The 24,751-nt window shown below is 54.8% G+C and carries 30 protein-coding genes and 1 pseudogene; 15 read left to right on the forward strand and 16 right to left on the reverse strand.

The window, feature by feature from the left end; translation table 11 throughout:
- From AC16KF_RS14465 to AC16KF_RS14525, 13 genes and pseudogenes are all read left to right on the forward strand, one after another.
- Positions 1–535 (forward strand): annotated as a pseudogene (locus tag AC16KF_RS14465) (pyridoxal 5'-phosphate synthase lyase subunit PdxS); the annotation flags it as partial.
- Positions 536–618: 83 nt separating this feature from the next.
- The gene (pdxT, locus tag AC16KF_RS14470) at positions 619–1,197 is read left to right on the forward strand and encodes a pyridoxal 5'-phosphate synthase glutaminase subunit PdxT (protein WP_484038046.1); all 579 of its coding nucleotides are present in this window, start codon (positions 619–621) and stop codon (positions 1,195–1,197) included.
- Between the two features lie 166 nt (positions 1,198–1,363).
- The gene (locus AC16KF_RS14475; protein WP_484038047.1) at positions 1,364–2,284 is read left to right on the forward strand and encodes a hypothetical protein; all 921 of its coding nucleotides are present in this window, start codon (positions 1,364–1,366) and stop codon (positions 2,282–2,284) included.
- Positions 2,285–2,318: 34 nt separating this feature from the next.
- On the forward strand, positions 2,319–2,600 hold the full coding sequence (locus AC16KF_RS14480) for a DUF4258 domain-containing protein (protein ID WP_484038048.1): 282 nt from the start codon (positions 2,319–2,321) through the stop codon (positions 2,598–2,600).
- A gap of 9 nt (positions 2,601–2,609) precedes the next feature.
- The gene (locus AC16KF_RS14485) at positions 2,610–2,837 is read left to right on the forward strand and encodes a type II toxin-antitoxin system MqsA family antitoxin (protein ID WP_484038049.1); all 228 of its coding nucleotides are present in this window, start codon (positions 2,610–2,612) and stop codon (positions 2,835–2,837) included.
- Between the two features lie 251 nt (positions 2,838–3,088).
- Positions 3,089–4,663 carry a R3H domain-containing nucleic acid-binding protein gene (locus AC16KF_RS14490; protein WP_484038050.1) on the forward strand — a complete coding sequence of 525 codons (1,575 nt, stop codon included), beginning with the start codon at positions 3,089–3,091 and terminating at the stop codon, positions 4,661–4,663.
- 72 nt (positions 4,664–4,735) lie between these two features.
- Positions 4,736–5,467, forward strand: coding sequence for a hypothetical protein (locus AC16KF_RS14495; protein ID WP_484038051.1), 732 nt, complete (start codon positions 4,736–4,738; stop codon positions 5,465–5,467).
- Between the two features lie 87 nt (positions 5,468–5,554).
- On the forward strand, positions 5,555–6,271 hold the full coding sequence (gene tmk / locus AC16KF_RS14500; protein ID WP_484038052.1) for a dTMP kinase: 717 nt from the start codon (positions 5,555–5,557) through the stop codon (positions 6,269–6,271).
- A 42-nt stretch (positions 6,272–6,313) separates the two neighbouring features.
- Positions 6,314–6,574, forward strand: a complete 261-nt coding sequence (locus AC16KF_RS14505) for a DUF4160 domain-containing protein (RefSeq protein WP_484038053.1) — start codon at positions 6,314–6,316, stop codon at positions 6,572–6,574.
- A 10-nt stretch (positions 6,575–6,584) separates the two neighbouring features.
- The gene (locus tag AC16KF_RS14510) at positions 6,585–6,863 is read left to right on the forward strand and encodes a DUF2442 domain-containing protein (protein ID WP_484038054.1); all 279 of its coding nucleotides are present in this window, start codon (positions 6,585–6,587) and stop codon (positions 6,861–6,863) included.
- A 114-nt stretch (positions 6,864–6,977) separates the two neighbouring features.
- Positions 6,978–7,664 (forward strand): Type 1 glutamine amidotransferase-like domain-containing protein, encoded by a 687-nt coding sequence (locus AC16KF_RS14515; RefSeq protein WP_484038055.1) that lies wholly within the window; start codon positions 6,978–6,980, stop codon positions 7,662–7,664.
- Positions 7,665–7,676: 12 nt separating this feature from the next.
- Positions 7,677–8,180: a ClbS/DfsB family four-helix bundle protein gene (locus AC16KF_RS14520; protein WP_484038056.1), complete on the forward strand. Its 504-nt coding sequence runs from the start codon at positions 7,677–7,679 to the stop codon at positions 8,178–8,180.
- A gap of 50 nt (positions 8,181–8,230) precedes the next feature.
- A complete protein-coding gene (locus AC16KF_RS14525) occupies positions 8,231–8,950 on the forward strand; it encodes a hypothetical protein (protein WP_484038057.1) in 720 nt (239 codons plus the stop codon).
- 88 nt (positions 8,951–9,038) lie between these two features.
- On the opposite strand, the gene AC16KF_RS14530 is transcribed toward AC16KF_RS14525, so the two are convergent.
- On the reverse strand, positions 9,039–9,416 hold the full coding sequence (locus AC16KF_RS14530; RefSeq protein WP_484038058.1) for an FmdB family zinc ribbon protein: 378 nt from the start codon (positions 9,414–9,416) through the stop codon (positions 9,039–9,041).
- Between the two features lie 159 nt (positions 9,417–9,575).
- On the opposite strand from AC16KF_RS14530, the gene AC16KF_RS14535 reads away from it, so the two are divergent.
- Both AC16KF_RS14535 and AC16KF_RS14540 read left to right on the forward strand, forming a co-directional pair.
- Positions 9,576–10,190 carry a guanylate kinase gene (locus AC16KF_RS14535; protein ID WP_484038059.1) on the forward strand — a complete coding sequence of 205 codons (615 nt, stop codon included), beginning with the start codon at positions 9,576–9,578 and terminating at the stop codon, positions 10,188–10,190.
- The gene (locus AC16KF_RS14540) at positions 10,187–10,942 is read left to right on the forward strand and encodes a rhomboid family intramembrane serine protease (protein ID WP_484038060.1); all 756 of its coding nucleotides are present in this window, start codon (positions 10,187–10,189) and stop codon (positions 10,940–10,942) included. Before AC16KF_RS14535 ends, AC16KF_RS14540 begins: the two co-directional genes overlap by 4 nt.
- 281 nt (positions 10,943–11,223) lie before the next feature.
- Here AC16KF_RS14540 and AC16KF_RS14545 read toward each other — a convergent pair whose 3' ends face one another.
- From AC16KF_RS14545 to mvaD, 15 genes are all read right to left on the reverse strand, one after another.
- Positions 11,224–11,994 carry a DsbA family protein gene (locus AC16KF_RS14545; RefSeq protein WP_484038061.1) on the reverse strand — a complete coding sequence of 257 codons (771 nt, stop codon included), beginning with the start codon at positions 11,992–11,994 and terminating at the stop codon, positions 11,224–11,226.
- 81 nt (positions 11,995–12,075) lie between these two features.
- Complete coding sequence (locus AC16KF_RS14550) at positions 12,076–12,681, reverse strand: V4R domain-containing protein (protein ID WP_484038062.1); 606 nt, start codon at positions 12,679–12,681, stop codon at positions 12,076–12,078.
- Positions 12,674–13,294, reverse strand: a complete 621-nt coding sequence (locus AC16KF_RS14555; protein WP_484038063.1) for a V4R domain-containing protein — start codon at positions 13,292–13,294, stop codon at positions 12,674–12,676. Before AC16KF_RS14555 ends, AC16KF_RS14550 begins: the two co-directional genes overlap by 8 nt.
- Complete coding sequence (locus AC16KF_RS14560) at positions 13,270–14,151, reverse strand: GNAT family N-acetyltransferase (RefSeq protein WP_484038064.1); 882 nt, start codon at positions 14,149–14,151, stop codon at positions 13,270–13,272. The genes AC16KF_RS14555 and AC16KF_RS14560 overlap by 25 nt, the downstream gene beginning before the upstream one ends.
- Before the next feature lie 57 nt (positions 14,152–14,208).
- On the reverse strand, positions 14,209–14,739 hold the full coding sequence (locus tag AC16KF_RS14565; protein WP_484038065.1) for a hypothetical protein: 531 nt from the start codon (positions 14,737–14,739) through the stop codon (positions 14,209–14,211).
- Between the two features lie 5 nt (positions 14,740–14,744).
- On the reverse strand, positions 14,745–15,422 hold the full coding sequence (locus tag AC16KF_RS14570) for a helix-turn-helix transcriptional regulator (RefSeq protein WP_484038066.1): 678 nt from the start codon (positions 15,420–15,422) through the stop codon (positions 14,745–14,747).
- 47 nt (positions 15,423–15,469) lie between these two features.
- Positions 15,470–16,786, reverse strand: a complete 1,317-nt coding sequence (locus tag AC16KF_RS14575; protein ID WP_484038067.1) for a TadA family conjugal transfer-associated ATPase — start codon at positions 16,784–16,786, stop codon at positions 15,470–15,472.
- The gene (locus AC16KF_RS14580; RefSeq protein WP_484038068.1) at positions 16,786–17,076 is read right to left on the reverse strand and encodes a DUF6812 domain-containing protein; all 291 of its coding nucleotides are present in this window, start codon (positions 17,074–17,076) and stop codon (positions 16,786–16,788) included. Before AC16KF_RS14580 ends, AC16KF_RS14575 begins: the two co-directional genes overlap by 1 nt.
- A gap of 247 nt (positions 17,077–17,323) precedes the next feature.
- Positions 17,324–18,019, reverse strand: coding sequence for a response regulator transcription factor (locus tag AC16KF_RS14585; RefSeq protein ID WP_484038069.1), 696 nt, complete (start codon positions 18,017–18,019; stop codon positions 17,324–17,326).
- A gap of 13 nt (positions 18,020–18,032) precedes the next feature.
- Positions 18,033–19,220, reverse strand: a complete 1,188-nt coding sequence (locus AC16KF_RS14590) for a GAF domain-containing sensor histidine kinase (protein WP_484038070.1) — start codon at positions 19,218–19,220, stop codon at positions 18,033–18,035.
- A 1-nt stretch (position 19,221) separates the two neighbouring features.
- On the reverse strand, positions 19,222–20,241 hold the full coding sequence (locus AC16KF_RS14595; RefSeq protein WP_484038071.1) for a sensor histidine kinase: 1,020 nt from the start codon (positions 20,239–20,241) through the stop codon (positions 19,222–19,224).
- A 70-nt stretch (positions 20,242–20,311) separates the two neighbouring features.
- Entirely contained in the window at positions 20,312–21,892 is a 1,581-nt protein-coding gene (locus tag AC16KF_RS14600) for an amidohydrolase (protein WP_484038072.1), read from the reverse strand.
- Positions 21,893–22,007: 115 nt separating this feature from the next.
- Positions 22,008–22,856, reverse strand: coding sequence for a ParB/RepB/Spo0J family partition protein (locus AC16KF_RS14605; RefSeq protein WP_484038073.1), 849 nt, complete (start codon positions 22,854–22,856; stop codon positions 22,008–22,010).
- Between the two features lie 115 nt (positions 22,857–22,971).
- A complete protein-coding gene (locus tag AC16KF_RS14610; protein WP_484038074.1) occupies positions 22,972–23,853 on the reverse strand; it encodes a ParA family protein in 882 nt (293 codons plus the stop codon).
- Positions 23,816–24,751 (reverse strand): diphosphomevalonate decarboxylase (gene mvaD / locus AC16KF_RS14615; RefSeq protein ID WP_484038075.1); only part of this gene is annotated, 936 nt, incomplete at its 5' end. The genes mvaD and AC16KF_RS14610, both read right to left, overlap by 38 nt.

Below are 24,751 nucleotides of genomic sequence, written 5' to 3' on the forward strand. Positions count from 1 at the left end.
CAAGCACGGCTTCAAGGTGCCGTTTGTGTGCGGCTGCCGCAACCTGGGCGAGGCGCTACGCCGCATCAACGAGGGCGCGGCCATGATCCGCACCAAGGGCGAGGCCGGGACCGGCGACGTGGTGGAAGCTGTCCGCCACGCGCGCACGGTGCTGGGTGATATCCGCCGCCTGACCACCATGGCCGACGAGGAACTGATGAGCTATGCCAAGGAGATCGGCGCGCCCTATGAGCTGATCAAGGAGACCAAGGAGCTGGGACGCATGCCGGTGGTCAACTTTGCAGCGGGCGGAATTGCGACGCCAGCCGATGCGGCATTGATGATGCAGCTCGGTGTGGACGGCGTGTTCGTCGGTTCGGGAATCTTCAAGAGCGGCGATCCCGCGAAGCGCGCGAATGCAATCGTCAAAGCGGTGACGCATTATCAAGACGCGTCCATTCTCGCGGAGGTGAGCAAGAATCTCGGCGAGGCGATGGTCGGGCGTAATGTGTCGCAGATGCCCGAGGCGGAGAAGATCGCGGGGAGGGGTTGGTAAAAGATAGTGAGCAGTGATCAGTCATCAGTGAGCAGCCTGATAACTGATGACTGATTACTCTTGACTTTGAATTGACTACAACTATGAAGATTGGAGTACTTGCCTTACAAGGAGACTTCGCTGAACATATCGTGATGCTCAAGCGCTTGAACGTGGAAGCATCCGAAGTGCGTTTGCCTGAACATCTCAAGGGACTCGACGGGCTCATCATCCCTGGCGGCGAGTCTACGACGATTGGCAAACTCGCCGTCGCGTACAACTTGATGGATTCGTTGAAGACATTCGGTCAACGCCATGCGATCTGGGGAACGTGTGCGGGCGCGATCTTTCTTTCAAAAGATGTGAGCCGCGACCAGCCTCTGCTTGGATTGATGGATATCAAAGTGCAACGCAATGCGTTCGGTCGTCAGATCGATTCGTTTGAAACGGATTTGGATATTCCTGAACTCAAACAAGCCACAGGCACAAAGGAAGATTATCACGCGATCTTCATCCGCGCGCCGATCATCGAGTCGGTGAGCGGGGATGCAAAGATTCTCGCCTCGGTTTCCGACGGGAGGATTGTTGCCGCGCAACAGGGACATCTCCTCGCCACGTCGTTTCACCCCGAACTGACGGACGACACGCGCTTCCATAAATATTTTTTGACACTGGTTGATTGAGAAATCGTTTAACCACGAAGTACACGAAGGTCACTAAGGTTGGTTGAGTGATGGTTGTGGTTCTTTGTTTTAAACCTTGGCGAAAGATGGTCAAGTAGAAGTCATCACGTTGCGCCGCGCAATTAAACCTTTGTGCTCTTTGTGTACTTTGTGGTAAAAATTGAATATGTCCATCCGACCGCTTGCTTTGTTGGACCTTCCGCAACTGTATCGCTTCCGCGATGAGGCGATAGGGTTGGATACGGCGCGCACGTTGACTCGGGGGAATCCGCTCGGCGCGGTGCGATTGCTCGCGTACATGAATCCCGCGCGGCACGTCTATGGCGCGATCGCAAACGGCGAACATGACTCGGTGCTAGGCGGGATAATCCATTCGCAGGAAGATACGTTTGCAAAGTTGCTGTATCTTGCGCCGTTGTCGAATCTGACTCACCCCGAATTGCCCGCGTTGATCGAAAACCTATCCGCCCAAGCAGGGACATGGGGCGCGTTCCACGTTCTTGCAGAAGTGGACGAGGTCAGCGATGCGTTCGTGCCTCTGCGGAAATCGGGATTCTCCGTCTACGCATGGCAGAGGATGTGGGAAATGTCTGGGATGGGGGAGCAGGCTGAGGCGAAGAACGAAGCGTGGAGCCGAGTCCGCTCCGTTCATCTTCCTGCGGTGCAGAGTCTGTATCATCAAATTGTCCCGCCACTGTTGCAACCTGTCGAACCACAGCCAAAGACACCGCTTGGATGGCTGAGCAACGATGGCGCGAAATGCCACGTCAGCGTGACGCATGGAGCGCATGGAATTGTGTTGACGCCGCTCATCCATCCCGAAGCGACCGATGTGAGCGCGAAACTTGCCTCGTTGATCAGCCAACTACCCGACAGACGTTCTCGTCCCGTGTATGTGTGTGTCCGTTCGTATCAGGCATGGCTCGAACCCGTGCTTGCAGACTTGGGCGCGAAGTCGGGTCCGCGCCAGGCGGTGATGGTGAAACACCTCGCGCGGCTGGTGAAGGAAGGCTTGCCCGCATCCGCTGTGCCGAAGGGAGTGAGCGTTCAGCCTTCGCGGGTGAGTCGGGTTGAGGGGAAGAAGTAAGCCATTGCCGTGATAAAATTAATCAGGAGATGATGTGTACGAACGAATCCTTCAACAGATGCGGGAGAAAATCCGTAGCAGGCAGTATGTGATGACCCTGCATGCTGAAGAAGAAATGGATGAAGATGAATTATCTATTTTTGATGTTGAGAGTCTCATTTTGACAGGCAAGATCACCGAAAGACAAAAGGATTCGGAAACAGCCGAATGGAAGTACATCATTGAAGGCGGAACAATTGAAGGAAGCATCGCCTGTGTAGTTGGAAAGATAAGCGTTACATCGATGTTGGTGATCATTACCGTCTATCGTGAGTAGGAGCAAACCATGATTTGTGATATTTGTGGAAAGGAAGGCGCTCGCATCCGTTATGTGACGCGCAGTTATGGAAAGGGCGAGAATTTGCTCGTCATTGAAAACGTGCCTGTTGTATCCTGTCCTCATTGTGGAGAAAGTTACCTCACAGCGGAAACATTGCACGAAATCGAGCGAATCAAAACCCATCGCAAGAATTTCGCCAAACGGCGGAGTGTTGCTGTTGCTGAATTTGTCTAAAGCCAAGCCTTGCGATGGAAATCCTCGCAAGGCGTTTTTATCTGAATCGAACCTATCACGCGGGGATTTCCGTATTCCTCGTATAATAGCCAAACGAGACAGGAAACTTCCCCACCCCAAAATCCGTTAACCTCTCTAACCCAATCTCCAGTCTCCAGTCTCTAATCTCTAATCTCCAATCTCCAATCATCCCAATTCTCCTCCGTCACGCCTCACAACTTGAAACCTGAAACGTGACACCTGAAACCACCATGACCCAACTCAAAATCACCGACGACCTCGACGCCCTCCTCGACGTGCTTCCCACCAACATCCGTCACTCGGTCGAAGAGGCGAACAACAGCGACCTGCTCCTCGAAATCATCCTCGACCTCGGACGCGTTCCCTCCGCGCGTTTTGTCGAAAATGAAGTCGTGCTTTCGGGCGCCGAACTGACGCGCGCCGAACTCGACCACGTTGTCGAGCGCATCGGCACTTTCGACGCGGACAACCGCGCAGGCATCGAGCGGACTCTCCATCGCATCTCCGCCATCCGCAACCGACGCGGCGCAGTGGTGGGATTAACTCTGCGCGTGGGTCGCGCCGTCTACGGCACAGTGGACATCATTCAAGACATCATCGAGACGGGCAAGTCTGTGCTCATCCTCGGACGACCTGGCGTTGGCAAAACAACTTTGCTTCGCGAGTCGGCGCGCATCCTCGCTGAAAATAAACGCGTCATCATCGTGGACACATCCAACGAGATCGGCGGCGACGGCGATGTGCCTCATCCCGCAGTGGGCAAGGCGCGGCGGATGCAAGTCAAAGTGCCGACGCACCAGCACGAGGTCATGATCGAAGCGGTCGAGAATCACAATCCCGAAGTCATCGTCATTGACGAGATCGGGCGCGAGCTCGAAGCCCTCGCGGCGCGCACCATCGCCGAACGCGGCGTGCAACTCATCGGCACGGCGCACGGTCAAACGCTCGACAATCTGCTCCTCAACCCAACGCTCAGCGATCTCGTCGGCGGCATCGAAGCGGTCACGCTGTCAGACGAGGAAGCGCGTCGAAGGGGCACCCAGAAAACGGTCCTCGAAAGACGCGCTCCGCCCACGTTCGACGTCCTGATCGAGATCCAGCATCGCGATCGTTTTGCGGTCCACACCGACATCATGTCTTCTGTAGATTCGCTGTTGCGCGACGCGCCCCTGCCTCCCGAAGTGCGGATGCGCGATGCCGAGGGAAAAATCCAGATCGAGAAATCTGCGCCGCCCGCAAAGCCTAAGGCGGATGTGAAAACGCCTCGTCGCGGACTTCGGTCTGCTTCAACAGCGGAGGCTTTACCCACGCCTCAGCCGACTCCCGCTATTGGAGCCGCGTTGCAAACCGTTCGCGTGTACGCGTATGGCGTCGCGAAGAATCGACTGCAACAAGCCGCCAAGCGACTCGGCGTGCCAGCCGTCGTCGTGCGCGACGTGAGCGAAGCCGACGCGCTCGTCACCCTGCGGACGTATTATCGCAACCGCCAGCAGACCGTGATGGAAGCCGAGCAACGCGGGATGCCGATCTATGTCCTGCGCGCCAACACCGTGGCGCAAGTGGAGCAGTTCCTCAGCGACCTCTACAACCTGAGCGCCGCGCCCACCCGCGACAACATGGAAGACATCCGCCACGAAACACAACAAGCCATCTCCGCCGTCCTCAACGGCGAACGCTGGGTAGACTTGCCTCCAGGTCCGTCACTCGTCCGCCGCCTCCAACACGAAATGGCGCGCAGCGCTGAGTTGGTCAGTCACTCTTACGGGAAAGAACCGAGGAGGCATGTGAGGATTTTTAGGGAGTGATGTAAGTAGACAAGGAAACAGGTAGATACGTGGCTTGTGTGCCTGTGTTGTTAGTTGAATATATTCAAAACTATGGGAAAGTCAAAATCAAATCTTCCATTTTTCTTGTTGCGCGTTTTGATAATTGTGGGTTGTGTTTTCTTTTTGTTTGTCAAATACAACAGCGAACACCCAAAAGCAATATGGGACTCATCACCTGATACTCTCATTATTTCTTATGAATTAGGTCCGACAGAAATCCCATACGGATATATCCCAGATTTTCGAATTTGGGGCGATGGGCGAATTGTCTGGGTAATCAATGAAGATGATACAAGAAAAGTCTTTGAAGGCTACCTGCAACCAAATGAGATGAAAACGTTAATTGAGAAGTTTGTTGATGCAGGCTATTTCAATTGGTTTGGTGGTGGCGGCGGAAATTCATATGATTACATGCGTATTCGACTTAGTGGCAAAGAACGTGATGGGTTGCTAGATACGAATGAGGAAATATCGAAATTGGTTGATTACATTAAGTCTGGTGCTGGAGTAAAACCAAAGGAGTTTCTCCCTACAATTGGCTACTTATATGTTTTTCCAATTGAAGAGACTGAGTATAATTACAACAATATTACTGTTGAGTATGTGTGGCCTGAAGACAAGTTTGGATTTGCACTAGAAGATTTTTATGAATTTGTACCTAATGGAGAACTCACTGACGAGAAATTAAGTTTCATCTGGCAAGTAGTAAACCATTCTAATTTTATTGAGTCAAATGGAAAAATCTTTTTGATAGGATTGGAAATTCCTAAAATAACTTATTAGAAATCTAATCAATGAAAACAAGTCTATAGCGTGTGCAACATTGCTCTTCCAATCTCTAATCTCCAGTCTCTAATCTCTACCTCCCCCATGTTCATCACCCTCGAAGGACCCGAAGGCTCAGGCAAGACCTCGCACATCCCGTATCTCGTGGAATACCTCCGCGAGAAAGGACATGTCGTATTCCCCACGCGCGAGCCAGGCGGCACGTCCATTGGCGAGCAGATTCGGGAAGTGATCCATGATCTGAAAAACGTGGAGATGCATCCGCGCGCCGAGACTCTCCTCTACCAAGCCGCGCGCGCCCAAATCGTGGAGCAGGTCATCAAACCGCGTCTCGCCGACGGGGAAATTGTCATCTCCGATCGCTACTACGATTCGACGATTGCCTATCAAGGCTACGGGCATCAACAAGACTTGGAGCAAGTCCGCGGGTTGGTGAAGTACGCGACGGGAGGACTTGTCCCTGATTTGACGGTGTTGCTGGATGTGGATGTGGAAGAAGGACTCAGACGCAAGAAGAAAGACGACGAATGGAATCGCATGGACGCGTACACCGTCGAATTCCACCAACGCGTCCGCGCAGGGTATTTAGAGATGGTGAAAGCGGAGCCAAGTCGCTGGGCGGTGGTGGATGCGGGGCAGAAGTGGGAGTCCGTGCAGGAGGGGTTGAGGAGGGTGATCGTGGGGAGGTTGGAGATAGATGGGATTAATCGTACACTGACACCCCTTAACAAGCAGGAGAAGGATGAACTTCGTAGAATCCAGCGTAAATCATCCAAATCGTTGAAGAATAATGAATGGTAATTATTCTGATTTCGTTGTTCGTTCTTGCTGTATAATATTTTCATGCCGCGTGTTAGTGAGTTCTTTGGGATCGTGATTTATATGTATTACAACGATCATATGCCGCCTCATTTTCATGCGGAATACGGCGAACATGAGGCGATCTATGAAATTGAAACTCTGGATGTTTCGCGCGGCGGTCTTCCGCGTCGCGCTCATGCTTTGGTGATTGAATGGGCTTCCCAACATCGTGCAGAATTGAAAGATGATTGGGAGCGTGCTCGATTGGAGAAACCTTTGGAAAAGATCGAAGGATTAGAGTAGGAGTAAGAAGATGAATACACCTGGTCCGCTGGTTCGCGTTAAATCGGTCGAGCCCCTTGAAAATTTTCGGGTTCGCGTCATATTTCAAAACGAAGTTCAAAAAGAAATTGACCTTGAAAAATTCCTGCGCGGCGAAATCTTCGAGCCGATTCGCAATAACCCCGAGATGTTTCGCGCTGTCAAAGTCGTTGGGGGAACAATCGGTTGGGACAACGGCGCAGATATTGACCCCGATGTTTTGTATTACGATTTAAAACCTGCATGGATGGAAGAAACGGTAAATTCGTAATACATGACCGTTGACTCAACGGAAAACCTCCAACACCTAAAAACTTAAAAGTCATTGAATGTACCTGCGCGGAGTTTTCCGCCATTGCTCAAGGCAACACGCTAAAGTATTCCTATGCCCACTCTTCATCTCCTCTCCACGCCAGGCGACCGCGACATTCGTTGGGTGGTTGATGCGTGCAAGCCTCATTTGCAAGATAAAGATGAGCCGACGATTGCGTTCATGCCGCTGGCTTCGTTGAACGTGAATCGCTGGCTGGATTACACTGTCCGCTCATTTGAAAAACTTGCGCGCGTCGAGTTGATTGATACCGATCGGATGGAACTGCCGAAGATGGAATCCATCCTCCGCAAGGCGCATGTGGTTTACATTTCGGGCGGCAACACGTTTTTGTTGAATCATCGCCTGCACATCAGCGGATTGATGCCGTATCTTCGTAAAAAAGTTCAATCGGGGTTGCCCGTTGTTGGATTCAGCGCGGGGATGATCGTGTGCGGACCGAACATCCTCACATCCAAAGATATGAACTCTGTAGAGACGGATCATTTCGATGGTTTGAACGCCTCACTGTTCAATTTTGTTGCGCATTACGATGCAGATGCCTATGGACAATCTCCTATGCATGATGACTGGCTTTCGGAGTATCATTCATTTCACGACAATCCCGTGATCATGCTCAGCGACGGCGCGTATGTGAAAGTGGATGGGAAGAAGACGACCCTTGTCCGCGGCGGGGCGTGGGTGTTGAGAAAAGATGAAGAGAAGATAAAAGTTGACGAGGGCGAATCAATCGTCCCGTAGAAAGAGGCGAGCATGACCGACGAGCAATTCATCCCCGGTAATAAATCCGAATTGATGTCTGAGATCGAGCGCGAGTGGAAATCCCTCATGGAGGTGGTGGAAAAACTCCAAAAGGCGAATAAATTGACAACGCCGGACGCGGGCGGGTGGAGTCCGAAAGATAATCTGGCGCATCTGACCGAGTGGATGAACATCCTGATGGGTTATCACATGGATAAACGTCCGGCGCACGAAGTTATGCGCGTGGAGCCTGAGGTGGTGCGAGGCTGGGATATGGATGTGATCAACCCTGTGTTGTTTGAAAGAAACCGCAACCGTTCGTTAGATGACGTGTTGGATGAATTGCGGCGCGTGTATGCGGAGTTGGCGAGGAAGTTGGATACCCTGCCGTTCGAAGAGTTGATGAAGCCTCGCCGCGCGGACGACCCTGAGAAACGACCTTTGCTGTTGTGGGTGTTGGGCGATTCGGCGGAACATTTTGCGGAACACCGCGCGACGATCGAGAAGATGTTGTAGTTTGCAGTTGGTGCTATACTGTTGAAAATCTTGCACAGGAGGAGTTAGCCATGAGTCTCGATGGTTTTACGATCGTGTTGGGTGTGCTGGGCGCGTATTTCGCGATCCTGCTTGTTCTCTCAGTGAGCGTGGAAACATTGCTCGAGCCATTCACGTGGTTTCGCGGGTTGCGCAAGCAAGCCAGCCCCGATGATGTGTTGAAATCGGTGCAGGAGTGGTTGCCGGAAGGTTCTGACGATGCCAAGAAGGTGATCGCGATCCAGACTTTCACTTCACAGACCAAGACGAATCTGCAAGAGTTGGATAGGACGGTAGACGCGCTGCGCGAGGATGCCGTGAAAGCGCTCACAGAAATGGGGCTGGAGGCTCAGGTTGACACGGTGCAAAAGGACATCGCCTTGAAACTTGCAACCCTGCGGCAGAAATATGCCAGCACGGAAAAGAGCCGCATCACGTGGCTGCGCGTGCTTTCCGCGGTGATCGGCGTTATTATTGCGTACGTTATGCAGATCAACACATTCCAACTTCTTGGCGTGCTTTTCCCGAATGATGTGATTGCCAGCCTGGATACGCCGATCGGTCATTTCGGCGGGATAATCGCCACGGGTCTCGCCGCCAGCGCGGGCAGTTCGTTCTGGCACGATATGCTGGGGCGTGTGCGAAACCTCAAAAATCTTACAGAGCAAGCCGGAAAGGTTATCGGCGGCGGCGACGGTGGCGGTGGCGGTGGCGGTGGAAGCGGCGGTAGCGGGACTGCTCCGGTTGGATAAAAGATCGTCAATAAACAAAATGACTGTCACTTTCAAAGTGACAGTCATTTTTTATTTGCTGGATGAAAATCCCGCTCCACGATTTTCCTTATTCGTCATCACCGCCCGCGCCGAGATCGGGGACAGCCTTCTCGATCTCTTCGGGACTTTGACCTGATTCAAGCCTGTCAACCACTTCGTCAAATTCGGCGGGCAGGTCTTCGCCCATTTCCTTTCCCATCTTTCGCATCATGCGCCCCATGGCTTTGGGGTCGTCTTCGAGCCCCTCGAATCCGCTGAAATCGTCCGCCATCGAGTCCATGCGGCTGTCGTCCGATTTCGCAATGCGGACCTTCGTCATGCGGCGGCGCACGTCTTTGCTGTTGCAGTGAGCGCAGGTCACCGGCTTTTTGCCGTATTCGGCAAACGACATGAACACGTCGAAGCGTTGGTTGCAGGTGTTGCAGACAAAATCGTAGGTGGGCATGCCGCTATTTTATACGGAATCAGCCAAAGGTGTGGGGAGATGCGATTATTTTTTCCTTGCCACAGAGATCACAGAGACAGCAGAGAAAGAGAAGAAATCTCAACAATCTCTGGGCGCTCTGTGGCTAAGGTGATGATGCCCCTCTGGTAAAATTCCTCCATGTCCGAATTCGATTTTCAATCTCCACAACCACTCCTCATTGTGATCTCGGGCCCCTCGGGCGCGGGCAAAGATACGGTGATGCAGCGTATGCAAGAGCGCGGATTGCCGTTTCATTTTGTGGTCACTGCCACCACGAGACACAAACGCACCGGCGAATTGCACGGGCGCGACTATCTGTTCGTGTCGAACGATGAGTTCGCGCGCATGATCACCGAGGATGAGTTGATTGAACATGCCATCGTTTATGGCGATTACAAGGGCATCCCAAAACAGCAGGTGCGCGAGGCGCTTGCCAGCGGTAAGGATGTCATCATGCGGCTTGATGTGCAGGGCGCGGAAACGGTGCGCAAAATGGCGCCCGAAGCGTTGATGATCTTTATCACCACGCAGAATGAAGATGAGCTTGTCCATCGCCTCGAAACGCGCAAGACTGAAACCGCCGATTCGCTCGCCATTCGCATTGCCACGGCGCGCAAAGAACTCAATCGTCTGGAAGCGTTCGATTACGTGATCGTCAACCGTGATTTTCAACTGGACAAAACGGTGGATACCATCCGCGCCATCATCGACGCGGAACACCATCGCGTCAAACCCCGAAAGGTGACATTGTGAATCAGGAAACGCCTCTTCGTCCCATTGAACCTGCTCCCGCTCCCCAAATGGTTCGCATCGCCCTGCCCCAGTCCGCGCCGTATGTCACGTATGCCCTGATCGGCGTGACGGTGTTCGTGTACTTGCTCCAACTGGCGAGTCAGGCTTTTCTGAACTTCGATTTCCCCGTCGGCATGTTGGCAAAATCCAACGACTTGATCCGCGATGGTCAACTCTGGCGGTTGTTCACGCCTGCGCTCGTGCACGGAGGGTTCGCGCACATCGGCTTTAACATGTATGCCCTGTTCATCTTCGGCGTCGGGCTGGAACGCGCCTTCGGACATGGGCGCTTCTTTCTGCTGTATGTGCTCGGCGCGTTTGCGGGGAATGTGATGTCGTTCCTTTTCACAACCGGGGTGTCGGTCGGCGCGTCTACCGCGATCTTCGGGTTGATCGGCGCAGAGTTGGTGTTTCTTATCCAGAATCGAAAAATATTCTCGCATCAATTCCGAAGCGCGATCGGCAATGTGATCTTTATCATTTTTGTCAATTTATTTATGGGTCTCGCCCCCAGCATCGACAATTGGGGCCACATTGGCGGACTCTTTGGCGGCGTGATGTTCGCCTCGTTCGCCGGTCCGTTATGGGATGTGGAAGGGATTCCGCCCATGCTGCAATTGGTAGACCAACGCGAGTCGCGCAGTGTGTTCACCGGCGCGATCGTGACCACGGTCATCTTCGGCGCGTTGGCGGTATGGGGGCTTCTTCGGTAATTTTCTTAAGTACACGGATACTTCGACACTCCTTTCAGTCGCAGTACAAGTTTGACGGATGACACGGTCAACCACGGATTTTGAAATGGTTTTCTCCGTGAAATCTGTGTTATCCGTGTCCGAAAAAGACTCAAGAAACGCTCTCTAAGCCGGGAGGTCTGAATGGGGTCGGCGGTACAAACAACCGGGTGGGGAAATCTTAGCAACGATCTACAGGTAGGCTGGCTAGATTAAGAATCAAAAAGACACGAGAGTTTCCTCGTGTCTTTTTGTGATCTACTTTACTGCGCGCCGATCTCGTTGAGTATGGCTTCCAGAGTGACCTGAAATTCACTGAACGGTTGAGCGCCGTTCACCACGCTGGATTTTGTCTCACCGTTGACGGTGTACGTGACCACGAAATATGGCGTGCCCTGCAAACCTGCCGCGGTGGCGTCAGTCTGATCTTGCCGGACGCGGTCCTTGTATTGTCCGCTGTCGAAACATTCTTGATATTGATTGACATCCAGCCCAGCCACAGCGGCGATCTCCGAAAGCCGGCGCGGGAAGAACGACCCCTGGTTTTCCACATCGCGGTTATTTTGGAACAACGCGTCGTGCATTTGCCAGAACTTGCCCTGGTCGGCGGCGCAGTAGGCGGCTTCCGCGGCGTCCTCCGATTCGGTATTGCCTCCGCCGCCACCCTGGCTGACAAAGTTCCCCGCCGAACGATAGGTGAAAAACACCTTGCCGGTATCAATGTAATATTGTTCGAGAAGCGGTTCCACTTCCAAATAATGACGTTTGCAGAACGGGCATTGGAAATCGGAATATTCGGTGATTTGGATCTTTGCATTCGGGTCGCCCATGGAATTACCGTCTGCCATGTAACGTTCATGGGATTCAACGGCTACCACATCCGCAATCGGCGCCAGGATGGGCCTAAGAATGGCATAGAGAAAAAATGCCGCGATGAGGGTGATGATGCCGCCAACGACCAGGCGGTTGCGCGCGCTTTGTTTGTTCATTTGCTCGCGTCGCAGTTGGCGTTTGCTTTTCTTATCGGCGTTCATGAAAACTCCTTGAGGAATATGATTTCGGCGCAGATTTTCCCATGTGCGCCGGGATTTGTCTAGGAACAGGTGAGTAGACGCTTATTTACCGGCGGCGATCTTGAATTCGCACGCGCGATGTCCCTGCGCCTTGCAGGCGCTCTCTTCTATATCGTAACTTGCGCCGGTTGCCCAATATAAACTCTCGCGGATCAACCCTTGTGTAATAAAGCAAATAGGCGCCGCCTCGCGTTGCCCATCCGCGGCGGGAGAGGCATGGTCCACGAGGAGCAAGTCGAGGTCGAGGCTGTGAACCGTCATATCGCCCGACGCGCCGGCGATGAATTTGGCGAGCAGTTCCAACGTCTGTTTACGACGCGCCGCCAACGGAAGCCGCTTGATCACCGCCGCCTGGGCTTTTCCGCCGAGCGCGGCATCTTCCAGCAGGTGATTCCACAAGCGCGCGCCGACTCGCAACAACACGCCGCGCGCGCCGCGTCCGAAGTGAGAGCGCATCGCCGCTTGGAGTTGCGCGTACGCCCGCGCCGATTCGACCCCGCTCATCTTGTTGAACGTATCTGGCTTCGTCCACTCGACGGGCAGTTTTGCCAGCGTCACCATCACGCGGAACTGATCCGCGCCTAATTCGAGCGCCACAGTTTCTGTAAAACGCCGCAGAATACGGTTTGAAAATTTCAATTCACTCACGAGCCGCTCCCACTTCGAACCGGCAATACGGGTCGCCTTTTGCGCAACAATGAGTTTCGACGATCTCAAACTCTTTGCCCGTTGCCCACTGCACGGCTTCGCCAATGGAACCGGCGTAAAGGTGACAGATTGGCGCCTCGCTATGACGCCCCTGGCAGATCGCGCAGGTAGATTCCGTATATGCAATTCGCCCGCCGCTGTCGTCCAGCGAGGCGTCTACCTGCGGGTTGCTCTTTCTGAGCGCGCTAGCCATGCTGTTCAAAATAAATTTGATCCGTTGTTTTTCCGGGAGTAATTTCAACGCCACACCGGCGAGACCCAGCAACGCGGCTTGCTCGCGCACCGCATATTGAAACGACGCCTTGCCGATGCGCCGTAACATACCGCGCCCGCCGCGCCCATAGAATTGCTCGATGGCTTCATTGAGTTTTGCGTACTGCGATGCTTGAATGGCTGGCTCTAAATTATCCGGTGGAAAATTGCCGATGAAACGTTCCAACCCGCTCGAGCGCAGCACCGCGTTCAACCCATTCTCGCCCATCACCTCCTGCGCCGAGGCGAGCGCCTGCCTCACCAGCGCGTTGACGATCATCGAATCGATTCGTTCTGCCATGATGCCTCCATCGAGTTCACATCGAACACATACACCGGATATTGCTCGCCCGTGCGGGTGAAGCCCAGTTTTTTATACAACGCCAGCGACGAACCGTTGTCGCTTTGCGTGTTCACGCTGAGTTTGCCGATCCCATGATCGAGGAGCCTCGTCAACAGATCGCCGACCAGAAACCTGCCGATGCCGTGTCCCTGCGCGGCGGGAGTCACTGCCAAACGCGCGAGATGCGCGCGTTGCCTTTCTCCTGTAGTGATCTGATACCCAATGATCCCCCGATCGCCCTCGGCAATCGAGGCGAACAACGCCTTGGAAAAAGCGGCGCGTAAGGTGTCGATCGGGTTATGCCATAACACTCCGAATGCGGAGAGGTCTATTTTTTCAATGCAAGGCAAGTCAGCCTCGGTCATCTTTCGGATTTGAACCCCCGCCGCTTCTTTCCGCGCCCACGGCTGATACGCCCACTCGAGCATCACAATCCCCTGACGCGTTTCGAATCCGCTGTGGGCGAGGAGTTGTTCGAACCAGGGTTGCATGACGATGGCGGCGACAGCGCCTCCGCCGGTGTGCGCCACGGTCTTGCGCGCCTCATGCCACAATAACGACCAGGCGTTATCGGCGCTCCAACTGCCGTTATGCGCAAAAAAACGGATCCAATGCGCGCCGGGCGCTTCCGGCGGGCAAGCCAGCGCGGCGTCGATCCTACCTCTGTCGTCGAGCGCCCAATAAAACGGACCTCCCAGCCAATCGAGGGGCGAACGCCAATCCAGGTGACGGTGCAGGCGAGTCTCGTGAAAGATCAGGTTGGAGAGTTGTCTGTGGTCGTTTGAATCCGCTGGGCGCACGAGAGTGTTGATCACGGACATCCTTTGCGATGCGAAAACATTCCAAATGTCTTGTCGTTGCGCGTGTTTTCGTTACTTGATAAACCCAGTTCTTTGGAGGAAGCGCATGATCCGTTGGGCAAAGGTGGGGTTTTCGACCAGCCGCAGTGAATCGTACACATCCATTTGCGTGCTGTGCACATGCCCGAATTTCAGGTGAATGTTCGCCGATGCTTTTCGCGCGATCGAGTGCATATCGCCTTCGCCCGCCTGTTCGAATAGCGCGGAGGCGCGGTCATATTCCGTCAGCGCTTCCTGCCACTGTTTGAGTCCTTCCAACGCCGCGGCGCGGTTGGCGATGGCGATGCCCTGTCGTTTTAAATCGCCGGCATCGGCGAAAATTTCTTCCGTGCCCTCAGTCGCTTTCAGCGCATCGTTGGCTTTGCCCCCCTGTAGGAGCGCCACGCTTTGATTATTCTTCGCCTCCGCCGCATTGAGCCGATCGTTCGCGCTTTCGTACGCCTGCGCGGCTTGGGCAAACAATTTTGCCGCGGCGAGGTAAGCCCCCTTTTCGTATTCTTTCTTTCCCTGTTCGTTTAATGAGGAAGCAGTAATGTCGTTCACAGTGTTTAGAGGGTGATATCGAGAATATCCTCGGCAACCGAACGCAATTTATCGCGCGACATGTTGCTGAGTTTCATCGCCAGTTCGATGTACGGGCGGTTGACCGGCATGGAGACGAACTGGCGCAGTTCTTCCGGGAGTTCGAGGAAGGTCTGGATCGCCTCCTCGTTCATCATCCATTGCCCGATGGGTCCACTGCGGTCGAAGAACGATTCGACCCGCCCATGCAGGGCTTGGAGTAATACTTCGAGTTCGGGCAACGGGATGGGGCGTTCGCCCAACTCGTAGGCTTTGATGCGCGCGCTGGAGATCCCCGTTTCTTGCGCAAGCGTTCGAATGGATATGGAAGTGTTGTTTCGTTCCTGCCGGAGGAGCGCGCCAATTTTCCGCTGGCGAACAGCCAGAAGTTTGGAAAGATCGATCTTTTCGTGCGGAGCCGCAACTTCCGAACGAATCTCCTTCCCCCAAAAGTGATGGATGGGCAAATCCAAAAAGAAAACGAGCGCTTCCAGTTCCGGTAAAGAAGGCGATTTTCGCCCGTCTTCATACGCGCGGAACGCGCCGGCTTTTACGCCGATGGCTTGCGCGCATTCCGGAATCGAGCGGCGCGCGGCAAGCCGCGCGTCGCGCATCAACACGCCGATTTTTTTCGTACGAATCGTGATCTGGGTTTTGCTATCCATGGCTCCTCAACTGTACTGCCACGATTATAGCAGAGGTATGCGCCGATTTACCGCCGTTGGTTTCGCCCGGGAGTACCGGGCATGAAGATTTCGGCGCCGAGTTTGAAGCCAGCCACCTCGAGGCGCGGGGAAAAGATCGGACGAATGCCGGTGGGTTTGAGCTCGCCGATGATTTTATTATCGGGTCCCATGCCGGTTTGTTCGAACTTGAAAATATCGGTCAGCACGACAGTATCGCCTTCCATGCCAACCACTTCGGTGATCGCGGTCACTTTGCGCGCTCCGTCTTTCAAACGCGTTTGTTGAATGATCAGATCCACTGCCGAGGAGATCTGCTGGCGCACCACTTTCAGCGGCAGGTCCATGCCAGCCATCAACACGAGCGTTTCGATGCGCGAGATCGCGTCGCGCGGCGAATTGGCGTGGACGGTGGTCAGCGAGCCGTCGTGACCTGTGTTCATGGCTTGCAACATATCCAGCGCCTCTCCCGCGCGCACTTCGCCCACCACAATGCGGTCGGGCCTCATGCGGAGCGAATTGCGCACAAGGTCGCGGATGGTAACCGCGCCTTTGCCGTCGGTGTCGGCTGTTTTCGTTTCCATGCGCATGACGTGATCCTGCTGGAGTTGCAGTTCCGCCGCGTCTTCGATGGTGATGATGCGCTCCCCTTCCGGGATGTAACTGGAAAGCACATTGAGGAGCGTGGTCTTACCGGAGCCTGTGCCGCCGGAGATGACCACATTGAGCCGCGCGACAACACAGGCGCGGATGAATTCTGCCATATGCGACGTGAGCGACTCAAAATTGATCAATTGTTGGATGGTGAGTTTGTCTTTTTTGAATTTGCGGATGGTGATGGAGGGTCCGTCGATGGCAACCGGTGGAATGACGGCATTGACGCGCGAACCGTCCGGCAGGCGGGCATCCACAGTAGGGCTGTCTGCGTCTACGCGGCGGCCCAACGGCAGGACAATGCGGTCGATGATCCGCAGAACGTGATTGTCATCGTCGAACGCCACCGGGCTTTTGGCTAATTTGCCGTTCTTTTCCACGAACACTTTTTTCGGTCCGTTGACCATGACCTCGCTGATATCCGGGTCGTCGAGCAGCGGCTGGATCGGTCCCAATCCGCTCAGTTCGTCGATGATATCGTTGAAGATTTGCGCGCGCAGGTCTTTGGGCAGGTTCACTCTGGTTTGAACATATGCCTCGCTTAACCGCGAAGAAATGAATTCTGCGCGATTGCTGTCCATCAGCGATTCGCCTTCCAACGAACGGCTGACCGCATCGACCAGATAGCGTTTGAACTTGAGCAGGTCGGAGGAGGTAAGTTGCGTAAAGTTTGTCGCGATGGGCGTTGCCATTATGCCTCTCCCTCTTCGACAGGTTCGGGAAGCACCCAAATGATATGTTCGCGTTTCACCGCCAGGAAAGGCGTTTTGTACATGACGGTTCCATCTTCGTTGAGCACAGTCGCATCGGTGAGCGCGATGAAGCCCTCGCCGCGGTTGAGTTCATCCTTGATGCGTTCCTCGCGCCGGACATGAACCATGCCTCGGATCTGGTGCTTGACGGTTTGGATGGTCGCGCGAACAGGAATTTTCGTAACGACCTCGGTAAAGATCTTTCCTTTTTCATCGTATTGTGTAAGCATGTTCCCTCGCTGGTTATTTTCTCTTTCGAGAATAAACAGCGACAACCTGCTGGTTGTCGCTGTAGGGTGGGCGCAAAACCTGCGCCTCAAAGTGTAGCCGAAGTATGCGGGAACGCGCCTTGCACCTTCTTTGCCGGGAGTTAACTATCTTGTTAGTAAATCTTTTGCGAAAGCCATGTTCGATTCGGTAACTTTTGAGAGATGCTCTTTGTCTTTATGGCTGATGAACAAGAGGCAAGAAAATGGGTTATTCCTCGATGGGAGGCATCAGATACCCAAGCCCGGAACGCGTCACGATATGTTTGGGGCTGTGCGCGTCATCCTCGAGTTTTTGCCTCAAGCGGGCGATGCTCACCCAGAGGATTTCTTTATCAGAGCGGTATTCGGGTCCCCACACACTGGTCAGCAATTCTTCCGAGGTCATGATCTTGCCCACATGATGGGCAAATTGAAGGAGGAGCCGGTATTCTGTGGCGGAAAGTGAAACGGGCGATTCGCCCCTCCATACTTCGGCGCGGGCAAAATCGATCTTCAAGTTGTCATGCGTAAAGAAGCGGGACTGTCCAGCCTCGCTGGGCGGCTGGGCGCGCCGTAACACCGCGCGCACGCGAGCCAGCAATTCGGTGGCGGAAAATGGTTTGACGAGGTAATCGTCGGCGCCGAGATCAAGCCCGCGCACGCGGTCTTGTTCATCGCCTTTGGCGGTCAGAATGATGATGGGAACGCTGGAGAATTCGCGGATGCGCTGTGTGGCGCCGAAACCGTCTAGCTTGGGCATCATCACATCCATCAACACAAGATCCACCGGCTGGTCTGAAAAAACGCTGACCGCTTGCAGTCCATCCTGGGCTGTGACGACTTCGTAGCCTTCCGTTCTCAGGTTTGCCTCCAGCAGGCGCAAATATCGAGGCTCGTCGTCTACGATCAAAATTCGTTTTGCCATTACAGACCTCCTGTCAATTCGCCGGGTTGATGGGTAGTTGGATGAAGAACGTGGCGCCCTCGCCGGGGGCAGATTCTGCCCAAATCTTACCACGATGTGCTTGAATAATCTGCTTGCAAATGTAAAGTCCAAGTCCGGAACCGGTCACGGTCTTCTCACTGCGCGCGCGGAAAAAACGCTCGAAGATGAGCGGAAGCGATTCGGGCGGGATGCCGGGCCCGCCATCCTTGAAGAGCACCGTAGCGGTATCGTTATTGAACGAGAGTGAAATGGTAATGGGCGCGCCGGCCGCATACTTGATGGCGTTGGTGAACAGGTTCTCGAATACCTGCGCGATACGCACGCCGTCGCCTTGAATGGGAGGCACAAGCGCCACATCCATATTCACTTGCAGGTCTTTGTAGCGCGAGCGGATGCGCATGACCACATCGCGCAGAACGGCGTCGAGCCGCATAGGCTGAAAGCGGAGAGGAAGAGTCTTGCTTTGCAACCGCGCCGATTCGAGCACATTTTCGATCAACAAGGAGAGGCGATCAGCCTCCTCGTCGATGATGGTGAGAAATTCCTTTTGGGTTTCCGCATCCCAGTTCGTATCCTGCCGGAGCAGGCTGGTGCTGTAACCTTTGATGAAGCCCAGCGGCGTGCGCAGTTCGTGCGAGATGGTGCTGACGAAATCATCCTGCAGTTGCATCTGACGTTTCAACTCGCGCAGTTCGCTGTTCGTATCGCGCCATTCGGCGCGCTCGAATAATATAGTCAACAGGTCGGCGGCGGCGGATGCGATTTGAATGTGCTCGTCTACGTAGACGGGGCCGCCAAAGCGCACAAAGACCAGCGCGCCCTTCCGGAACCCATCCGCGCCGATGGGTATGCCGAGCATGTAAGCCTGATCTAAACGGTTGTTGGTGGGGGCGTCCGGTTTCGGATCTTGCTTGAGCGTTTCTTTCTGCGCGAATACCTGGTTGGCGAAGGTTTCACCCCATGCCGCGTCCGCTTCGGCGTTGCGAGCGCGTCCGATGGCGCGCGCATACATAATTTCGAGCGAAGCGGTCCGTTCGTCGAAGAGGTAGACCGCCACGTTGTCGAACACAAATTGCGACCGTAAAGAAGCCAGAAATTTTTCGATGGTGCCGCGCGAATTACCCGCCAATGCGGCGATGCGGATGAGTTCGTTCAGAAAGTCCAGGGTTGGACGATCCATTTTATTTTACAACCGCCAGCAGGGGGAATCGGAACGATGAACCGCGCCCCTCGAGGGACTGGACTTCGATCATCGAGCCATGCGCTTCAATGATCTCGCGCACGAGCGAAAGACCCAGCCCGGTGCCGCCGTGGTGCCGCGTGGAGGAACCATCCAACTGATGAAATGGCTCGAAGATATCCTTTTGCCGTTCTGTCGGAATCCCAATGCCCGTATCGGTGACGGAGACGACAACCAGGTTCTCGCCTTCGCGCTTGACGCTCACGATCACGCGTCCACCCGACGGGGTGAACTTGATCCCGTTATCGATCAAGTGATTCAACACCCAGGCGATCTTTTGCGAATCGGCTTGCACGGCAGGCGCATTGTCGTCGATCATCGAATTCAGGGTAACGCCGCGTTTTTCGGCTTTTTCCGCGGCCGATTTCACCACCAAACTCGCCACACGGTGGATATCCACAACGCCAAGACTGATACTCATTTCGCCGCGCGAGGCAAGCGAGACCATGATGAGGTCTTCGATCAGCGTTTCAAGCCTGCCTGCCGAATTTTGGCTGACCTGCAAAGCGTGACGCTGCTCCTCGCTGATTTTGCCAAGCGATTCGCTGACGAGTAATTCGAGATATCCTTTGATGTGCGTGAGCGGCGTGCGCAGTTCGTGTGAAATGTTCGAAACAAAATTCGATTTCAACTGACTCAGTTCCGAAACCCGCGCCAGCGCGTTTTGCAGTTCGGCGGTGCGTTCTTCCACGCGGCGCTCGAGTGTGCGGTTGGCGGCTTGCAGAGCGGAGCGCAGTTGGATGATCTGTTCCGTCACCGCCTGATCGAGTTGCGAGCGCTCGACCAAATTCAACGCCACGAGCGCCTCGCCCAAGATGGGGCGGTTCCCCTTTGCCACTTCTTCCTGTTGATAATCGAGCGCGCGTTGCAGGTTTTCAGGGGTGATGAGTCCCTTTTGAATCAAATATTCTCCCATGCGAGGCACAAGCATTTCGGGCGTGAGTTGAGGTTGGTCTGCCATGATAGGTTCCATGTTTCAAGTACCAGGTTCCAGGTTTTAAAGCATGAAACGTGAAACTTGAAACCTTCACTTACAACGAAGAGTATACCCATTCTCCGCCGACCATTGTAGCCGAGGATTCCAGCGCGAGCAGTTCAGTTGGATTGCAAGTAAACGGGTCTATGTCGAGGACGATGAGATCGGCGAGGAAGCCGGGCGCAAGTTTGCCGAGGCGGTCTTCCATGTGGGCGGCGTAGGCGGCGCCGAGGGTGTAGCCCGCGAACGCCTGAGGCGTGGACAATTTTTGTTCCGGGTACCAGCCCTCCACAGAGGGAGAACCGTCGGCGCGACGGCGGGTGACAGCGGCGCGCAATCCCCAAAACGGATTCGGCGATTCGACCGGCGCGTCGGACCCCAGCGCGAGCGTCGCGCCGAAGTCGAGTTGGGTTTTCCAAGCGTAGGCAAGTCTCGCCCGCTCGCCCCAGAATTGATCCGCCATCAGCATGTCGGAGGTCGCGTGGATCGGTTGCATGGATGCGATCACGTTGAGTTTGCCGAGGCGCGGCGCGTCGTCGGGATGGATCACCTGCACGTGTTCGATGCGATGACGATGTGCGGGCAGATGATTTTCTTTTTCATAGTTGCGGAGTTGCTCGTACGCGTTCAGCGCTTCGTGATTGGCGCGGTCGCCGATGGCGTGGACCGTGAGACCCAGCCCAACTTGCGCGGCTTTGCGCCCATGCTCGAAGAGTTCTTCGCCGTCCATGTTGAGGATGCCGCGATTGGATTCTTCGCCGCTGTATGGCTGGAACATCGCCGCCGTGTGCGGACCGAGCGCGCCGTCCATGAATACTTTGACGTTGCCAATGCGGAGCATATCATCGCCGAATCCGCCACGCAGACCGATGGCGTGAATTTCGTCGAGCAGTTCGACGGGCAGATTTTTCAACACGCGCAGTTTCAATTTCTTTTCCGCGTGAAGCGTTTGCAATGCCATGAACGATTCGCGGCGGTCAAAATCGTGGACGCCGGTGAGTCCCATCCTCCATAAATTGTGTTGCGCCTTTTCGATGGCATCTGTAATTTCTTGGATCGTCGGTTCGGGAATGACTTTTCCAACAAGTCCCATCGCGGTTTCAAGCAGGATGCCGGTCGCGTTGCCGCTTGCATCGCGTTGGATTTGTCCGTTGTGCGGGTCAGGTGTCGACGCGGTGATATTTGCCAGTTGCATGGCTTTTGTGTTGACCCACGCGGCGTGAAGCGATTTGACTGTGAGATACACCGGGTTATTCGGCGCGATGGCATCCAGTTCGCTTGCGTGGGGCCAGCCACCCCACTCGTTTTGATTCCAGCCGTGACCGAGAATCCACTCGCCGGGTTTGGCTTTGTTCGCGCGTTCTGCCACGCGGCGCAGGCATTCCTCTTTGGTGCCCACTTCGCAATCGATCTTTTGCAACGTGAGCGAATATTGATGCAAATGCAGATGCGCGTCGGTCAGCCCGGGGACGATGACGCGCCCGCGCATGTCTTGCCCTTTAGCGCGGGGGAAGTGGTTGAACAGATAATTCGTTTCACCCACCGCGATGATTCGGTCGCGGTCAATTACGAGGGCGGAGGCTTTCGGTTGTGATTTGTCTTGCGTGTGGATGATGGCGTTATGGAGGAGGATCATTTTTTTCCTGAAAAAACCTGACAGGTCTCATCATGTCACTGCCTGTCAAAACTTTTGCGCGGACAATGACCATCTTTCCTCAGCCTAACGCGGAGACCTGTCAGGTTTATACATGTTACGTCAATTTTTCCAACAGTGAATCCAATTCCTCGTCGGAATAATAATAGATCGTCACTGTGCCGCCGCGTTTGCCGTGTTTGAGAGCGACCTTCGTGCCGAGGCTGGACTGCAATTTCTTTTCCACGTCGTTCACGTTCGGGCTTCGACCTGATTTCTTTTTCACGACGGGTCGTTGCCCTGAAAGTTTTCGCGCCAACATTTCAGTTGACCGCACGCTCAGATCGAGATTGAAAATCTGATTTAGCAAGTGTTCCTGCGCTTTGGCGGATAACGACAACATCGCGCGCGCGTGCCCCTCGGAGATTCTCCCGTCTACGAGCGCTTGCTTCACCGCCGCCGACGCGTCAAGCAGACGAATCGTGTTGGTCACCGCGACCCGGCTTTTTCCCACACGTGAGGCGATGATCTCATGCGACATCTTGAATTCTTTGGCAAGGTTCTGATATGCCTCCGCCTCTTCGATCGGATTCAAGTCCGCCCGTTGGACGTTTTCGATGAGCGCGAGTTCGAGCAATTGCTGATCCGTCGCCGAGCGGATGACGACCGGCACCGTTTTCAATCCGGCTTTGCGCGAGGCTTGCAAACGCCGCTCACCGGCGATCAACGTGTACATACCGCCGCGTCCCGGCGAGACGATGAGAGGCTGGATCACTCCATGCTCGCGGATGGACGCGGCGAGATTCTCCAACTCCGCCGTGTCGAATTTTTCGCGCGGCTGACGCGGGTTGCGCTGGATCGAATCAATGGAGACTTGCGTGACTCCGCCCGCCTCGCCGCCCGTGGATACTTTTCCGCCGGGGATGAGCGCGTCGAGTCCTTTGCCGAGACCGGTACGTTTTGCCATGCCTTACTCCTTTTTCTTTTCCACTACAAAGGCTTGCACTGAGCCTGTCGAAGTGACACGAAGGACACAAAGTTTTTAAGACGCCAAACCTTTGTGACCGTTGTGTCCTTCGTGTTTAATTTGCCTTTATTCCGTCGCCTTTCAACAATTCTTTCGCCAATGACTCATACGCCCCCGCGCCAACGGATGACGGCGCGTATGCCGAAATGGGAAGTCCATACGATGGCGCTTCGGCGAGGCGGATACTGCGCGGTACTACGCTCTTGAAGACCTGTCCCGGAAAATGGTTGTTGACTTCCTTCACCACATCGGAAGCGAGATTGGTGCGCGAGTCGAACATTGTCAGGATCACGCCGCGCACGCGCAATTTGGGGAAGAGCGAGGATTGGACTCGCTCGATGGTCTGCGTGATCTGACCGAGTCCCTCCAGCGCGAGGTATTCGCATTGAACGGGAATCAACACGCCGTCCTTCGCCGCGACCAACCCGTTGACGGTGAGCAGTCCCAGCGAGGGAGGGCAGTCGATCAGGATGTAATCGTATTTATCTTTGAATGAGTCGAGCGCGTCCCTCAAACGAAATTCCCTGCCGTCTTCTTCGACCAACTCCACTTCCGCGCCCGCGAGGGATGGCGAAGACGGCAACAGCGAAAGTTGAAGCCGCTCGTTGAAGAGGATCGAAGAGGCAGGCACATCGCTCGAAAGCAACGCGTCGTAGGTGCTGATGGATACGTTGTTCTTATCCACGCCGAGGCTGGAGGTGGCGTTGGCTTGCGGATCAATATCCACGATGAGGACGCGCTGGTCGAGTTTCGCAAGATATGCGCCGAGATTGATGGCGGTGGTGGTCTTGCCCACTCCGCCTTTTTGGTTGACGATGGTGTAGATGCGGGTCATGGCGATTTTTGATTTCCGATTGACGATTTTCCTGCGGCGAACATGGCTGGCGATCTGAAAACGGTCATACGATCTTCGCCGCGCCGCCGGGGCGGGCGACAAGGATATTTTGCACTCCATCGATCTCGCGCAATTTTTTCTCGATGCCTTGCGCTTCCGATTCCAGCGTGAGCACGTGCACGTTCGCGCCGGCGTCCATGGTGTAGCAGGCGGGGAGTCCGTCCGCCCGCCACATGCGAACAGCCTCCATTACGGCGAGCGATGCGGGTTTCCAATACTGGAGCGCCGGCGTGGATGTCATCATCACGGCGTGCATCATATCCGAATCTAATTCGACGATGGCGGCGAACGCGTTGAAATCCTTAGCGAGGATCGCCTGGCGGCACTTCTCAAGCCGACGCGGCGCGTCAAGCACACGGGCGGTCTGAAGCGGGCTTGTGGGGGCAATCGCATGCCCTTCGGTGGAGCCCGTTTTTTTATGCGCCGCGCTGACGATGGCTACAAGGTCTACAAGTTCCCAGTGATTTGGCGGCGCAATCGAGAACGCGAACGACTCTTCATCGCTTACGCCAGCCTGCCACTCGACGAATCCGCCGGGGATGGAGCGTGAAGCCGAGCCGGATCCCCGTCGCGCAAGACGCGAGAGTTCGCGTTCGCCGAGGTTGAGTCCTGCGGCGGCGCTTCCCGCCAATGCCAGCGCGGCAAACGCCGAAGCGGAGGATGCGATGCCAGCGCCGGATGGAAAGTTGTTTTCGGTCACCGCTTCGGCGCGGGCGTTGATCTGCGCTTTTTCTCGAATCAGGTCTAAAATTTCTGAAACCCGTTTCAAGCCTGCGCCCATGACTTCGTGGCCGTTGATGATCAGTTCATCGAATGGGAGCGAGGGCTGAAAACTGACCGTGGTGCGCGTTGTCAAGCCATCGAGGTTCATCGAGATCGACCCGTTCATAGGGATACGCAGGGCGTTATCGCGATTCCCCCAATATTTGATAAAGGCGAT

Source organism: Candidatus Defluviilinea gracilis, from assembly GCF_057138825.1.